16 protein-coding genes are annotated in these 13171 nt (G+C 67.3%); 8 read left to right on the top strand and 8 right to left on the bottom strand.

Translation table 11 applies throughout. The features are described from left to right. Positions 1–33 precede the first annotated feature (33 nt). Together ACWIGI_RS15815 and ACWIGI_RS15810 are read right to left on the bottom strand one after the other, a co-directional pair. Positions 34–1779 (bottom strand): ABC transporter ATP-binding protein, encoded by a 1746-nt coding sequence (locus ACWIGI_RS15815; RefSeq protein WP_454203097.1) that lies wholly within the window; start codon positions 1777–1779, stop codon positions 34–36. Then, complete coding sequence (locus ACWIGI_RS15810) at positions 1776–3539, bottom strand: ABC transporter ATP-binding protein (protein ID WP_454203096.1); 1764 nt, start codon at positions 3537–3539, stop codon at positions 1776–1778. The genes ACWIGI_RS15815 and ACWIGI_RS15810 overlap by 4 nt, the downstream gene beginning before the upstream one ends. Before the next feature lie 94 nt (positions 3540–3633). Between ACWIGI_RS15810 and ACWIGI_RS15805 the strand changes: the two genes are divergently transcribed. The 4 genes from ACWIGI_RS15805 (at position 3634) to ACWIGI_RS15790 (ending at position 6794) form a co-directional block, all read left to right on the top strand. Continuing rightward, complete coding sequence (locus ACWIGI_RS15805; protein ID WP_454203095.1) at positions 3634–4326, top strand: helix-turn-helix domain-containing protein; 693 nt, start codon at positions 3634–3636, stop codon at positions 4324–4326. Positions 4327–4394: 68 nt separating this feature from the next. Beyond that, on the top strand, positions 4395–5447 hold the full coding sequence (locus ACWIGI_RS15800; protein WP_454203094.1) for an NAD-dependent epimerase/dehydratase family protein: 1053 nt from the start codon (positions 4395–4397) through the stop codon (positions 5445–5447). Positions 5448–5581: 134 nt separating this feature from the next. Beyond that, positions 5582–5842, top strand: coding sequence for a hypothetical protein (locus ACWIGI_RS15795; RefSeq protein ID WP_454203093.1), 261 nt, complete (start codon positions 5582–5584; stop codon positions 5840–5842). Positions 5843–5978: 136 nt separating this feature from the next. Further along, a complete protein-coding gene (locus tag ACWIGI_RS15790; RefSeq protein WP_454203092.1) occupies positions 5979–6794 on the top strand; it encodes a helix-turn-helix domain-containing protein in 816 nt (271 codons plus the stop codon). A 271-nt stretch (positions 6795–7065) separates the two neighbouring features. Here the strand turns inward: ACWIGI_RS15790 and ACWIGI_RS15785 are convergent, their stop codons facing one another. From ACWIGI_RS15785 to ACWIGI_RS15765, 5 genes are all read right to left on the bottom strand, one after another. Continuing rightward, on the bottom strand, positions 7066–7497 hold the full coding sequence (locus tag ACWIGI_RS15785) for a DUF5753 domain-containing protein (RefSeq protein ID WP_454203091.1): 432 nt from the start codon (positions 7495–7497) through the stop codon (positions 7066–7068). Positions 7498–7556: 59 nt separating this feature from the next. Beyond that, complete coding sequence (locus tag ACWIGI_RS15780; protein ID WP_454203090.1) at positions 7557–7904, bottom strand: helix-turn-helix domain-containing protein; 348 nt, start codon at positions 7902–7904, stop codon at positions 7557–7559. After that, complete coding sequence (locus ACWIGI_RS15775) at positions 7901–8431, bottom strand: DUF6879 family protein (RefSeq protein ID WP_454203089.1); 531 nt, start codon at positions 8429–8431, stop codon at positions 7901–7903. Before ACWIGI_RS15775 ends, ACWIGI_RS15780 begins: the two co-directional genes overlap by 4 nt. 205 nt (positions 8432–8636) lie before the next feature. Further along, on the bottom strand, positions 8637–8858 hold the full coding sequence (locus tag ACWIGI_RS15770) for a hypothetical protein (protein WP_454203088.1): 222 nt from the start codon (positions 8856–8858) through the stop codon (positions 8637–8639). Then, entirely contained in the window at positions 8855–9127 is a 273-nt protein-coding gene (locus tag ACWIGI_RS15765) for a MarR family transcriptional regulator (protein WP_454203087.1), read from the bottom strand. The genes ACWIGI_RS15770 and ACWIGI_RS15765 overlap by 4 nt, the downstream gene beginning before the upstream one ends. Before the next feature lie 204 nt (positions 9128–9331). On the opposite strand from ACWIGI_RS15765, the gene ACWIGI_RS15760 reads away from it, so the two are divergent. The 4 genes from ACWIGI_RS15760 (at position 9332) to ACWIGI_RS15745 (ending at position 12058) form a co-directional block, all read left to right on the top strand. After that, positions 9332–9658: a hypothetical protein gene (locus ACWIGI_RS15760; RefSeq protein WP_454203086.1), complete on the top strand. Its 327-nt coding sequence runs from the start codon at positions 9332–9334 to the stop codon at positions 9656–9658. Continuing rightward, a complete protein-coding gene (locus tag ACWIGI_RS15755; protein WP_454203085.1) occupies positions 9648–10154 on the top strand; it encodes a DUF6879 family protein in 507 nt (168 codons plus the stop codon). Before ACWIGI_RS15760 ends, ACWIGI_RS15755 begins: the two co-directional genes overlap by 11 nt. Beyond that, positions 10151–10981 carry a helix-turn-helix domain-containing protein gene (locus ACWIGI_RS15750; protein WP_454203084.1) on the top strand — a complete coding sequence of 277 codons (831 nt, stop codon included), beginning with the start codon at positions 10151–10153 and terminating at the stop codon, positions 10979–10981. The genes ACWIGI_RS15755 and ACWIGI_RS15750 overlap by 4 nt, the downstream gene beginning before the upstream one ends. 312 nt (positions 10982–11293) lie before the next feature. Beyond that, positions 11294–12058: an SDR family oxidoreductase gene (locus ACWIGI_RS15745; protein WP_454203083.1), complete on the top strand. Its 765-nt coding sequence runs from the start codon at positions 11294–11296 to the stop codon at positions 12056–12058. Positions 12059–12147: 89 nt separating this feature from the next. Here ACWIGI_RS15745 and ACWIGI_RS15740 read toward each other — a convergent pair whose 3' ends face one another. Then, positions 12148–13140, bottom strand: a complete 993-nt coding sequence (locus tag ACWIGI_RS15740) for a hypothetical protein (protein WP_454203082.1) — start codon at positions 13138–13140, stop codon at positions 12148–12150. Positions 13141–13171 lie beyond the last annotated feature (31 nt).

The raw sequence follows: 13171 nt of genomic DNA, 5'->3' as shown, positions 1-13171 counted from the left end.
TGTGTCGCGAAGGAGGTCTCGAGGGCACCCGGTTCACGGCGCCACGTTCGCGATACGCCAGTGCCGCGCCCGCCGGTACTGTTCCCCGATCCGCGCGAAAGCCCCTCCCGTGCCGAGCAATTCGGCCGGTGACCCCTGCTCCGCGACCGCGCCGCGGTCGAGCACGACCACCCGGCCGGCCGCCGCCAGCACGGCCGGGCGGTGGGCGATCACGATCACCGTGCGATCGGGATCGGCGCCGAGATCGATGATCGCCCGGGAGATCGCCGCCTCGTTCTCCGGGTCGAGCGCGGAACTGGCCTCATCGATGAGCACGATGCGCGCCTGTTTGAGGATCGCCCGGGCGATCGCGACGCGCTGACGTTCACCGCCCGAGAGCTGGGCCCCGGCCTCGCCGACCCTGGTCTGCCAGCCCTCGGGCAGCCGGGCGATCAGTTCGCCGAGCCTGGCCGCCGCGGCCGCCGCGTGGAGTTCGTCCCAGGTCGCGTCCGGGCGCGCGAGGCGCAGATTGTTCTCGATGGTGTCGTCGAAGAGGTACACGTCCTGGAAGACGACGGCGATGTCATCGAGCAGCGCTCCCGGATCGAGGTCGCGAACGTCGACGCCGCCGACGCGCACCCGGCCCGCGTCCACATCGAAGAATCGGGCGATGAGCCTGGTCACCGTCGTCTTGCCCGAGCCCGAGGAACCCACCAGCGCCGTGGTGGTGCCGGGCGCGAAACACAGCGACACCGCGCGCAGCGCGGGTTCGCCGGCACCGGGGTAGGTGAACGTCACGTTGTCGAATTCGATTCCGGCCGACTCGATCTCACGGACCGGCCGCGCGGGTGCGGGCAGGGCGGGAGTGGCGAGCAGCAGTTCGATGCGCGCGATCTTGTTCGTCAGGGCGCGCAGAGCGCCGATCAGGTCGACGAGTCTGCCGAGCGGCTCCAGGAAGCGAGCGCCCAGCACCAGCAGCGCGATCGCCTCGGGAATCGAGATCCGATCGCGCAGGACGAGTTCGGAGCACAGCGCGAGGACGGCGACGAATCCGGCCATGATCACCGCGGCGTATACGAAGAAGGGCCGGCGCGCGCGGCGCATCCCCGCGCGATAGGTCTCGCGATGATCCCGCAGTGCGGTGACCATCGCGGGCGTGCCGCCGGCATGACCTGCCGCGCGCAGCACCGGCTGCGCCTGCCCCAGCTCGATCGCCCGCCCGGCGACCCCGGCCGAGGCCCGTTCCAGCTCGATCTCGGCCGCTTCGGCGATCCGCCCCGCCCGGCGCAGCGTCCAGGTTGCCAGCAGCGCTATCACGCACAGCAGCACCGTCATTCGCCAGTCGACCAGGAGGGTCACCGCGACGATGGTCGCCGGCAACAGCGTCGAGGTGATCGCGGGCCCGGCGACGGTCACGGCCAGGTGCGCCGCGTCGCCCACATCGGCGGTCATCGCCCGCGCGAGCCGGGCCTTGTGTTCGGCCGTGAACCACCCCAGCGGCAGGGTGCTCACGTGACGCATCAGCCGGCGGCGCAACTGCGAGCCGAGCGCACCCGCCGCCGCGAAACCCACCGGCGTGGCGATGACGCTCAGCACCGCGTACACCACGGCGCCGATCGCGCCGAGCACCAGCCAGGGACGGGCCGCGGCCAGGTCGGGCGCGGGGCGCGCGACCGCGGCCAGAATCGGCACCAGCAGACCGAGCATCAGCCCCTGCAGGACGGCCTGCGCGCCCGTGAGCAGCCACAGGCCGGCCAATATCCGCGGCTCCGGCCACAATCGGAACAGTCGGCGGATCATACGAGAACCCCTTCCTGCGCCGCCCACATCCGGGCGTACAGCCCGCCGTGCGCGAGCAACTCGCGGTGGGTGCCGCGCTCGCACACGCGTCCGTGGTCGAGTACGACGATCCGGTCGGCGTCGGCGATCGTGTTCAGCCGATGCGCGATGACGATGACCGTTCTCCCGATCATCAAGGTGGCCAGCGCGTTCTGGACCGCGGCCTCACCGTCGGGGTCCAGCGCGGCGGTCGCCTCGTCCAGGACGACGATCGGCGCACCGGACAGGATGGCTCGCGCGATCGTGAGGCGCTGACGCTCGCCACCGGAGAGACCGCCCCCGCCGGCGTCGAGCCGAGTGTCATATCCCTCGGGGAGTCGCTCGATCACCTCGTCGATGTGCGCCGCCGCGGCCGCGGCGCGCACCTGGGCGTCGCTCGCGCCGGGGCGGCCGATGCGAATGTTCTCCGCGACGCTGTCGCGCAGCAGCGAAACATCCTGGAAGACAAGCGACATGGACGCCAGCAGGTCGGCGGACGGAATCGAGCGCACGTCGACGCCGCCGATCCGGATCGACCCGTCACCGACGTCGTAGAAGCGTGGCAGCAGGCTCGCGAGTGTCGTCTTACCCGCGCCCGACGGGCCCACGAAAGCGGTGACGCTGCCCGCCGGGCACACGACGCTGACGTCATCGATCGCCGCGGTCACCCCGTCGTAGGAGAACGAGACATGATCGAATACGACGTCGTGACCCGCCGGCGGGCGCGGGGACCGCGGTTCGGGTAGCGGCGAAAGAGCGAGCAGCCGTTCGATGTTCGCCGCACCCATGCGGCCCTTGCGCACGCCCTGGGCGGCGGACACCATCGGGAGCACCGAGTTCGGCAGCCCGACCCCGACCACCAGGAACGCCACCAGGTCGGCGACGGTGAGCATGTCCGCCCGCAGCAGCACCAGCCCCGCCGCCGTCACCACCGTGAGCACGGCCATCTCCGAACCGAACAGCCGCGAGGCCGCCGAGCTGTAGCGCACCTCGGCGACCCACACCGCGAACGCTCGCGCGAATTCCGCCACCGCGTCGTCGAAACGGCGCAGTACTCGCCCGCCGGTGCCGAACGCCTTCACCACCTGGATGCCATCGGCGTACTCGACACTCGCGGCGCTGATCCGGTGCTCGGCGGCGATGAGCCGGTTCGTGTGAGTCGTCATGGACCGCATGGAGATTCGGTAGCAGACCAGCATCAGCGCGGGAGCGGTCAATGCGATCAGCGCCATCGGGACGTCGACGAAGAACAGGTAGCCCGCACCGACCGCGAGCACGGCGGCGGCGCCGGTGAGCTGACCCAGCGCGTGCGCGATGACCTCGTGCATCTCCTCCAGATCACCTGTCATCGCCCGTTTGACCCGGCCGGATCCGACGGCCCGGAACCACCCCAGCGGCACCCGGCCGAGATGGCGCACGATCCGCCCGCGCAGCTCGTGCAGAATCGCCGCATCCGCGAAATGCCCTACGCGCGAAGACTGTACGAACAATGCCAGCCATAGTGCGGCGCCCGCGGCCCCCACACCGACCCACACCCGAACCGTTGTCGCGGCCCCCTCGCGGTTGTCGAGGACGGCCCGGGCGATTTCGGCGACGGCGATGTACGGCACCAGCCCCGCCGCCCCGCTCAACGCGGACAGCACCGCACAGATCACCAGGTATCCCCGAACCGGGGCCAGGAGCCGCGCCAGGGCTCCCGTATTCGCGAGTTCCGCCGATTCGTCGACGGTCGAACTACTCATGCGCCTGTCACCTCTCCGGAATCACGATCAAGATAGGACTGCCTAACCTCACTGAATCGTGGATCCTCGAGTCGACTTGATGTCAAATGAAGTCATGGACAGTCCCCGGGTGGTATCGATCGGCCAAGCGGCCGCGCTCTTCGGCCTCACGCCGTCCACACTGCGCTGGTGGGAGTCCGAGGGCGTCCTGCCTGCGCCGCCGCGCCGCAACGGGCACCGGGTCTACGACGAGCCCGCGCTGCGCCGGATCGGCCTGGCCTACCTGTGCCGCGTGACCGGGGCCATGCCGCTCCAACACGCCGCCACGGTGACCAACGGGAGCCGAAACGCACACTGGCACAACTCGGTACGAAGCCACGCCGACCAACTGGCGGATCGAATCGACCAGTTGCGCAGCGCCCACGCGTATCTGCTGCACCTGCTGCAGTGCCCCGACGACGACATCGTCGGCGACTGCCCCGACCTGGCCGCGGAATTGATCGAGCACACCCCGCGCGGCCGGATCGCCGGCACGGACCTGCTCGACGCGGCCGGATCCCACCCCGAACACCCGCCGACCCGGCCACCGCGTGATGAAACAACCCGCGCCCGTGACGAAAACCGCGCGCGACCGGACTGCTGCGCGGTCTGCGCGACACCCCTGGCCCGGGCTACGCGAGGCCGGCGCCGTGTCTATTGCTCACGCGCGTGCCAACAGAAGCGCTATCGGTCGGTCGCCGCGGCCCGGGACAGAGTCGCACCGAATACGCCGTGTGCGTTGGACTTTCACTCCGACTCGACCGGATAACGCCACCCGAAAGCACTCGACCGTATCAGCATCTTGACGCGATTCTGGACACCTGTCTATGTTGAGGTGTGGCCCAGACCCCAGCCTCGGAAGGCAACCGGAGTCGTCCGCGCAGCCTCGTCATCGGCGCCAGCGGGTTTCTCGGCTCGCACGTCACCCGTGAGCTCGCCCGGCGCGGCGAGACGGTGCGCGCAATGGTGCGCGCCACCAGCTCGTTGCGGGCGCTCGACGGCCTGGACATAGAGCTCGCCATCGGCGACATTGACGATCCGGTTTCGCTGCGGGCGGCCATGACCGACGTCGACACCGTTTACTACTGCGTGGTCGACGCCCGCCCGTGGCTGCGAGACCCAACACCCATGCTGCGCACGAACGTTGAGAGTTTGCGGACGGTGCTGGATGTGGCGGTGGACGCCCACCTCCGGCGCTTCGTGTTCACCAGTTCGATCGCGACACTGCCGATCGGCCGCGATGCCGTCGACGAGGAGTCCGGCCCGCACAACTGGCAGCACCTCGGCGGGGATTACGTTCGCTCACGGGTCCGGGCGGAGCAACTCGTCCTGGACTATGCGCGCGAGCGCGGCCTGCCCGCGGTCGCGATGTGCGTCGCGAATACCTATGGCGCGGAAGACTATCTGCCGACCCCGCACGGCGGATTCGTCGCAGCGGCCGCACGCGGCGTGTTGCCGTTCTACGTGCGCGGCGCCGGCGCCGAGGTCGTCGGGATCCGCGACGCGGCCGAGGCCCTGATCCTCGCGGCGGAGAAAGGCAGACCCGGGGCGCGGTACATAGTCTCCGCGGGCTTCCGCGCCACCCGCGAAATCCACGACTACGCGGCATCTCTCACCGGTGCGCGCCCGGCACGGTTCGGTATCCCCCGGATGCTCCTGCCCGTGATCGGCGTGCTCGGCGAAGTCACCGCGTGGGCCACGCGCACGGACGTGCGCGTCACCCGCACCACGATGCGCCTGATGCACATCATGACCCCCGTGGACAACACGAGGACCCGCAGCGAACTCGGCTGGACCCCTCGCCCGATCGAAGATTCCCTCGCCGAGGCGGCCGCCTTCTTCACCCGCCGACGCCGCCGCGAGAGTTCGCCCGCCGATATCGATTCCTGACATCCACGGTCGCCGCGACAGCCTCACAGCAACCTCCCAGCACTCCTGGACGCCACGTCCAGGCACGCCCGGCACAGTGAAGTTCATCCACTTGGAGCTACCCGTCAGGGTGACCGACACTAGGGAGAACAGCTATGGGGTTCACGAAATCGACGGTCGCCAAGGCCGCTGTCACAGCAGGTGTGGCGCTCGGTGTGCTGGGCATCGGGGCCGGGGCCGCGAACGCGGATCCCCACCCGGACATGAACAATCCCGGCCAGTCGCAGAATCACGATCAACGCGACGATCGTGGCGGCGACCGGCAGGACAATCGAGACAACGACCGGCCCGATCGGGAACAGCATCGCAACAACGGCTTCTGGTTCTTCGACCGGTGGGTTCCGCTGCCCTGGTGAGGTGTGAACGGCCGCCCAGGCGTCGAGAACAGCCGCGGCGGCGCACTCCTGTTCACGCAGCAGAACTACACCTGATCACCTCGAACGGCTTCCGAGGTCACGGTCGCCGGATTCGCCGGGGGGATAGCCTGTCCGAGTGACGCGTTCGGAGCGGGCATCCCCCGTCGGCGCCCTGCTGCGCGAGTGGCGGCAGCGCCGTCGGCTGAGCCAGTTGGAACTGGCGCTGGCCGCCGACAGCTCGGCGCGGCACGTGTCCTGCGTCGAGACGGGGAAGGCGCAGCCGAGCCGGGCCATGGTGCTCAAACTCTGTGACGTGCTGGATGTTCCGCTGCGCGAACGCAATACGGTGCTGCTGGCGGGTGGTTTCGCCCCGGAGTATCGCGAGAGCGTCCTGGGCGACGTTCAACTCGCCGCTGCCCGCGCTGCCCTGGACACGATGCTCGCCACGCACGAGCCGTATCCCGCGATCGCGGTCGACCGCTACTGGAACGTGGTCGCCACCAACCGCGCGATGGGCCTGTTCTCCGGCGAGGTCGACGAACACCTGATGGAACGCCCCAACGTGTACCGCCTGGCCCTGCATCCCGCCCCGCCCGGCGCCGCGACCCGCATGATCAACCACGGCCAGGTCCGAGCGCTCCTTCTGGACCGCCTCCAGCGCCAGGTCCGGACGACCGGCGACCCGTTCCTGCGTGACCTGTACGAGGAGGTCTCGCGCTACCCGGTCCCGCCCGGCACCGAACCCGATTCCGCCGCGCCGACGTCCTTCGCGGTGCCCCTGCGCGTCGCCACCCCGAGGGGCGAGCTACGGATGTTCAGCACGATGGTGACCTTCGGGGCGCCCTCCGACATAACCCTGGCGGAACTGGCGATCGAACTCTTCTATCCGCTGGACGATTTCACCGCCGAGACCCTGCGCACGCTCTTCGCCGACACGGTGCTGTCATTCTGAAAGACCGGGCGCGTCCGATCATCGCCCGGTCCAGCCCGGGGCGGGGTGCATGTCTTGCACAGCTCCGCGGCCGCACCGGCGAAGGCGCGAAAGTCTCGGTCGAAGCGACCATCGATGATGGGGCTGATCATCCCTAGCCGACTGGCGAAGTCGGCGGCACGGTCGAACTCGGATCTTCGTTCTGCTCCAGACAATCGCCGTGGTCGTGCAAGATTCGAGAACCTCTAACGTCAACCAATACGCCATCATCCGACCTCGCGATCCCATGTGATTAGAGGTGGTCATCTATGGCTTTGCGGATCAAGGCCCGCCCGGCGTCGCCGTAACAAGCTTGATCGGACAACATGGCGAAAAGCTTGCTGTACAGGCCGATCTCACGTGGTTGGTTGATCGTCAGTTCGGCACTGACTGTCTCGACCAGAACGAGGCGATTGTCGTACATCACGAAGCCGTTGATCGCCGCTCCGTACAGGCGGGCCTGTCGAGGCACGATACCGATCACAATGCGCGGAGATGCCATAGCCGACAACAGGTGTTCCATCTGCCCGACCATGGTTGCGGAATCGCCCACTGTCGTACGCAGCGCCTGTTCCGCGATCACGAAGGAGAACTTCCGATCACCCTGGTGGAGTACCCTCTGACGCTCGAGCCTGGCCGCAACGCCCTCATCGAGGTCATTGGGGATGCCGCAGAACAAGATCATCCGACCCAGTACCGCCTCGACGTAGGCCGGCGATTGCAACAGACCGGGACCACGGTGGGCTAATACGTGCGTAGATGGGATGTAGCGTGTTCGTTCCGGCTCAACGCCTTCTGTTTTCGCCTGGTGCCGAGGCCGAGCGCCCTGCGCCATTCCGTGTACGCGGATTCGATGTTCCTGAGTGTGGCGATCAAGTCCGCCAGCTGATCGCCACTGTGCGTATGGTCGCCGCACCAGGACCGCAGATCTTCCTCGGTGGGAGTCTGCCTGCCGTACTCGAGCTTGCTGATCTTCGACTCGGGCCAGTTCGCTCGCTTGGCGAGCGCACGACCGGTCAGACCGGCATCACGACGAAGCTCTCGGAGCCGCAGTCCGAGAGCTTGCCGTTGTTCATGTACCGCGCTGGTCACCGTGCCTGAAGAGCTACGTAGTCGGCATACGGCACAGCTGCCGCCCACACATAGTCGCGAACCTCCTGGCAGTGAGCAACAATCCGCGGGTCGGTCGTGACGACAGAGCCCGCGATCTCACCGGACGGCTTGAACGCCGTGAACGTGACCGTGTGATCGTCAAGTAGCCAAAAATCGTCCGTGCTGAGCCGACTCACATCTACGAGGTGCCTTGGTACATAACCGATTTGCTCGCCGGCTTCGGCATTGAGTCTCGCGACATCCAGCTCCCAGCGGATGTAGTCGGTGTGCGGGACCGTCACCACCCTGACACGCCGCATCACCGCCCCGCGTTCGGTGAGCGCACGAACCGCACTCAACCACCCCTGGAACCATCGGTAGTCGTCCTCGGGACCACCCTCGAGCCAGTTGCGGAAGATCTCGTTCTCTCCGGGAGAGTCGTAGTTGTCCTGCAACTCCAGGTGGAATGCTTCCCGCGTACTGCTGCCGATCAGTGCCGTGTGTTCTCGACTGTCAAGAAGCCTCACCGTAGAACGTCCTTTCCCGCTTCGGAACCACAACGGCCGCCTCGTTCGGCTCGATCTCCATCTTTGCCAACACTTCCGGGTCCGTTACCGGGCCGCCACTTACCAAAAACGTTCCCCGCCCAGTGTCGGTGAGTGGCGACCCGATGACCGTGTCGGTGTCCGCGAAGGCCGGCAACAGATACGGGATTTCGACCGTCCCGGGTCATCAGCGGGTCAGCTGCCACTGGCCCAGGTCGATCACCCGACACGCGGGTTCGTCGCCGCAGACCGCCTCCACGAGGTTGGACACCATCTCAGGGTCGCCGACCGATCCGTCGGCCCACACGGGTTCCCATGTCCCGTCGGCGAACTGGAGCCAACTCCGAGGCCGCTCGAACTCGAACTCTTCGAGCCCGGAATACCCGTCATCCTCGTCGTCGAAGATCACGCCGCATCACCTCCGGGCCTGTCACCGCGATAGTCGTTGTACCGAGGCGCGTTGATCAGCGACCATCCCCGGTGCGTGATACGCCATCCCGCCGGGGCGCGCCGGCTACACCGTGCCAGGCCCGAGTTGGCTAACGCGTTGATCATCTTCCGCGTGCCGGAACTCGTGAAACCCGTTCTCTCCCCGAGCTGTCGGACGGTTAGCGACTGCGCCGGCTCGAGGGTGGCCAGCGTGGCGAGCACCATGGCCTGTGACTCGGTAAGCGACATGTGCGTACCCCCTGTCGTCGTTGGAGAGGCGGTCCGGGGCCGAGACTCCAACGGCCCCGGACGCCTGAGATCGACGGTACGAACTCGAGCCCATTCGACGCGAGCATCTTGCACTTTCTTGCACAAGATGTTGACCAATATCGCTGCCACTAGGGATCATTGAGCACAGCAGTGAAAGTTCACGACACCAATAGGGGAACTCTCATGAAGCTCGAACGACTCGGCGGAGACTCCGTAAACGGACAGTCACCCACTCTGTATCAGAGCGATCGCGGCACTTACGTCATTCAAGGCTGGCGAACCGACCAGACCGACACCATCGAAATACCGCATCGATTGATCCAGTTCCTGAAACCGGGAACCTGCTTCGGTGCCACGCTTCACGACAGCGGGCACGGTACCTTCACCGTCACCGGGGAACCCGTGACCGATCGGGAGGCACTCGATCGGATACAGCCACCGGACCACGAAGCGGCGATCGAGGTCACGATCGGTCGAGAGCGGAGGCGCGATGTACCACATGGACTTTGACGGATTGGTTACCGCGTTCCGCAGTCACGAGCGCGCGTTCCACCTCGAGGTCCGCGACGACTACACCGGCGTTCCCGGCGAAGCCGAAGCGCTGGAACGCTTCCTGACCGGACGGCCACTCGATCCGGAGTTCACCGCCCAGTGGTACTCGCTGATGGAGGAAGTCACGAGGAACGGAACCGCAGTCCAGCGGGTACGCGTGGTGACCGAACCACATACCGACTACATCCGGTTCGCGCTGGCCACCACGCCGGGCAGTGTCGCAGTGGGCGACGACATCCGGTGGCTCCCCCGGAACCTCGCTCCGGTCGGCCTGCCCGAGGATGATTGGTGGCTCTTCGATGAGGACCTGGTCGCGTGGACCGTGTTCGAGCACGACGGAACCGCACTACCGGGGTGGGTCGCCAGCACAGACCCGGCCATAGCAGCCCATTACGCACAGCTCCGAAACCAACTGTGGGGTAAGGCCATTCGGGACAGCGACTACGCGCGTTGACCAACGTCCGGCAGGCACGCCGCGACCTCGGGGCACGACTTCGTGATCTCCGGCTCGCGGCGCACCTGCGTGCCTACCAACTCGCCGAACAGGCCGGCTGGTCAGCGTCGAAGGTCTCCCGCATCGAGAACGGCGCTCACTCGCTTACCGAGGCCGACCTGGAGATCTGGTGCCGGCTGACCGGCGCAGAGCTGGCCTACCCCGACCTTCGGGCCACACTCCGCAACGTGAATGCCGCTTGGATGGAATGGCGGCGCATCGTCGGCACCGGTCACGCGCGCCACCAGGGCGAGATCGGCGACCTGGAATCCCATACGGAACTGCTCCGCAGCTATGACCCGCAGGTCATTCACGGCCTGCTACAAACCGAAGACTATGCTCGTGCGGTGCTGACGGCCGCCGCCGGCTTCCTGCACATCAGCCAAGATCTGAACACCGCCGTCGCAGCACGAATGCGCCGACAGGCAGTCCTGCGCACAGCCCGCCACAGGTACTTCTTCCTCGTCGGCGAACCAGCACTGCATGCCACCGTGGGCAGCAGCGAGATCATGCGCCATCAGCTGTCACACCTGCTCACAGCGATGAATCTACCGAATGTCGTAGTCGGCATCGTGCCGCTGACAGCGGAGTTCTTCTACCGCACAACAGAGTTCGCGATCTACGACCAGAAGACGGTACTGATCGAGACTGTCACAGCAGAGTCAACGATCACTCAGCCCCACGAGATCGCCCTCTACGAAAAGCTGTTCACCGTGCTGGCCGATCAAGCGTGTTACGGCGATGATGGACGTGCGTTGATCCACAAGGCCGCAGGCTCCCACGAATAGCATCGGGCCGCGCGGCGGGCAGCCCTGCGGCGTCCGCTTTGGGACACACATGGACGCGATGGACTCGACGAAGCCCGAGATTCGACGCCGGCCGCCGTCACCCTGCGCCAAGCCCCAACTCGCAATCTCACCGGACAGTCTCATTCCCCACGACTGCGGCGAACACCCCGGTCGTAAGCACGAGCAATCCGTATGCGACCGCACCAAAAGTCACCCATCCATGTGACTGCAGGACCGTCGGCAAGTGACGGCACGAACCCCTACCCGGGGCGGGTTCACACAGACCATGCGACTGAAGTAGCGTGCCGTCACATGAGCGAAGATCTGGTTGGGAAGAGTGCGCTGGTTACCGGGGCGAGCCGGGGAATCGGGTTCGGGGTCGCGGCGGAGCTGCTGCGGCGGGGAGCCAACGTCGTCGTGACCGCGCGGAAGATCGGGCCGTTGGAGGAGGCCGCGGAGCAGCTGCGGGGGCTGGGGTACTCCGGCAAGGTGGTCGCGGTCGCGGGGAACTCGGGTGAGGCCGAGGCGCGGGCCGAGCAGGTCGCCACCGCGGTCGCGCAGTTCGGGTCGTTGGACGTGCTGATCAACAACACGGGTATCAACCCCGTGTACGGGTCGCTCATGGAGGCCGACCTCGACGCCGTGCGCAAGATCTTCGACGTCAATGTCGTTGCGGCACTGGGGTATGTGCAGGAAGCGCACCGGGCGTGGATGGGTGAGCACGGCGGGGCCGTCGTCAACGTCGCCAGCGTGGCGGGGCTGCGGTCCACCGGCGTCATCGCCGCGTACGGCGCCTCCAAGGCGGCGCTCATCCGGCTCACCGAGGAGCTGGCGTGGCAGCTCGGACCCAAGATCCGCGTCAACGCGGTCGCGCCGGGCGTCATCAAGACCAAGTTCGCCGACGCTCTGTACTCGGCCGACGAGGAGGCCGCGGCGGCCGTGTACCCGATGAAGCGGCTCGGGTCGCCGGAGGACGTGGCCGCGCTGATCGGATTCCTGGCCTCGAGCGAATCGGCGTGGATCACCGGCACCACCATTCGCGTGGACGGCGGCTTGCTCTCCACCGGCGGCATCTGAGCACTCACCACCGAGCAGAAAACAGCCCGGCTCGCAACGAATACCGTTGCGAGCCGGGCTGTTCCGCTACGCGGATCGAGAGCCACGGCTCACCGCCAGAGCAGCGCCCCCAGCGTGTCGCTGTGCCGGTACCGCAGGTACTGCTCGACGGTGTCGGTCGCCACCGACGCGTCCGCGGTCGCGAAGGTGATCACCAGGAACTGCCCTTCGCTGCCGTCCCGCCATTTACCGGTGTGCCAGTTGGCGATATAGCTGCCCGAGCGCAGATTCAGATCGTTGTCGTCGAACTGTCCTTCGGCCCCGGACGCCGCCGTCGCGTCACCCATACCGAGCACGAACTGGGTGAGCATCAGCCCGCCGTTCTCGGACTTCCACACCATCTCGGCCGCGTACTGGCAGCCCAGCCCGGTCAGCTTGCCGCCCTCTTCGATCGGGCCGCAGGTGGAGTAGTCCTTGCCCTCCACCCACGACGCCTGCAACGCGACGTCGCCGAGCTTGAAGTTCCAATCCTGGCCGTACTCGGTGTAACTGAACTTGCCGCCCGACGGCGCGGCCTTGGTGGTCGTGGTCGACTTGGTGGTGGTCGGCGCCTCCGAGGTGGTCGACTCCTCGGTCGTGGTGGTCGAGGTCGTGGACGCCTGGTTCTGACCGCCGTCGTCCTTGGTCAGCACCACGACCGCGCCGATCGCCACCGCCAGCACCGCCACCACGCCCAGCACCACGCCGACGATCAGGCCGGTGTTCGAGCGCGGCGGCGTCGGCGGCTGCCCGTAGCCCTGCTGGCCGTACGCGGGCTGCTGGCCACCCCACGGCTGCTGCGGCTGCTGCGGTTGCTGATGCTGCCAGCCCGAATTGGGATCGGGCTGCTGCGGCTGCTGCCACCCGGAGTTCGGGTCCGGCTGCTGCGGCTGCTGCCACCCGGAATTGGGGTTCGGCGGGGGCTGCTGGGCGGCCCAGTTCACCTGCGTGGGATCGGCGGGCGGCGGTGCGACCGGCTGGTCCCACCACGCCGGGTCCGGCTGCTGACCCTGGCCGTGGGGATCGCCGCCGCTGCCGGACGGCGGTCCGGGTGGATACGTCATCTGCTCAACCTTTCGCACCGCGCCGGGCCCT

The sequence above is a fragment of the Nocardia sp. NPDC055321 genome, assembly GCF_053645575.1.
The sequence above is the reverse complement of the archived record's forward strand: the minus strand, read 5'-3'. Positions and strand labels throughout refer to the sequence as shown.

What these genes read in the sequence shown, in the direction of transcription:
- ACWIGI_RS15815 (WP_454203097.1), bottom strand. Translation starts at nt 1,779, where the DNA reads ATGATCCGCCGACTGTTCCGATTGTGGCCGGAGCCGCGGATATTGGCC.
- ACWIGI_RS15810 (WP_454203096.1), bottom strand. Translation starts at nt 3,539, where the DNA reads ATGAGTAGTTCGACCGTCGACGAATCGGCGGAACTCGCGAATACGGGA.
- ACWIGI_RS15805 (WP_454203095.1), top strand. Translation starts at nt 3,634, where the DNA reads ATGGACAGTCCCCGGGTGGTATCGATCGGCCAAGCGGCCGCGCTCTTC.
- ACWIGI_RS15795 (WP_454203093.1), top strand. Translation starts at nt 5,582, where the DNA reads ATGGGGTTCACGAAATCGACGGTCGCCAAGGCCGCTGTCACAGCAGGT.
- ACWIGI_RS15785 (WP_454203091.1), bottom strand. Translation starts at nt 7,497, where the DNA reads ATGATCTTGTTCTGCGGCATCCCCAATGACCTCGATGAGGGCGTTGCG.
- ACWIGI_RS15765 (WP_454203087.1), bottom strand. Translation starts at nt 9,127, where the DNA reads ATGTCGCTTACCGAGTCACAGGCCATGGTGCTCGCCACGCTGGCCACC.
- ACWIGI_RS15760 (WP_454203086.1), top strand. Translation starts at nt 9,332, where the DNA reads ATGAAGCTCGAACGACTCGGCGGAGACTCCGTAAACGGACAGTCACCC.
- ACWIGI_RS15755 (WP_454203085.1), top strand. Translation starts at nt 9,648, where the DNA reads ATGGACTTTGACGGATTGGTTACCGCGTTCCGCAGTCACGAGCGCGCG.
- ACWIGI_RS15745 (WP_454203083.1), top strand. Translation starts at nt 11,294, where the DNA reads ATGAGCGAAGATCTGGTTGGGAAGAGTGCGCTGGTTACCGGGGCGAGC.
- ACWIGI_RS15740 (WP_454203082.1), bottom strand. Translation starts at nt 13,140, where the DNA reads ATGACGTATCCACCCGGACCGCCGTCCGGCAGCGGCGGCGATCCCCAC.